This window comes from Stenotrophomonas sp. 01N47 (assembly GCF_056399165.1).
Window position 1 is genome coordinate 1 of sequence record NZ_JBFTQU010000093.1, and the last position, 387, is coordinate 387.

Consider the following 387-nt stretch of genomic DNA (forward strand, 5'->3'; position numbering starts at 1 on the left):
CGATTATAGATCGTCTTGTGCGGCCCATATTCTTTGGGAACATCACGCCACCGCAACCCATTACGCAGAACGAAGATGATGCCGCTCAAGACAAGCCTGTCGTCAACGCGAGGAACGCCATGGGATAGCGGAAAATATGGCTCGATACGGCGCATTTGCGCTTCTGATAACAACATCAAATCACTCATGGCGGTCCTCCGTTCAATTCAAATGAATCAAAACTGAAGAAAGCACGCAAGTGATTTAATAGGTCCTGAGCCTAGTTTAGCCGGTAGCTTTGGTTCGTTCCGAAGGTTCAGTGCCGTCATGTGCATCAAGACGCTGTCGATTTTCTTTCACGACACACTTTTGTCTTGGTCTTCGGATGGCCGGATCTCTTCCCTCCCC

1 protein-coding gene is annotated in these 387 nt (G+C 49.4%); it reads right to left on the bottom strand.

Annotation, left to right across the window (positions count from 1 at the left end; genetic code table 11):
* Positions 1-188: transposase (locus tag AC1DKR_RS21365; protein ID WP_478035204.1), on the bottom strand; the 188-nt coding region annotated here is incomplete at its 3' end.
* Positions 189-387: the final 199 nt, after the last annotated feature.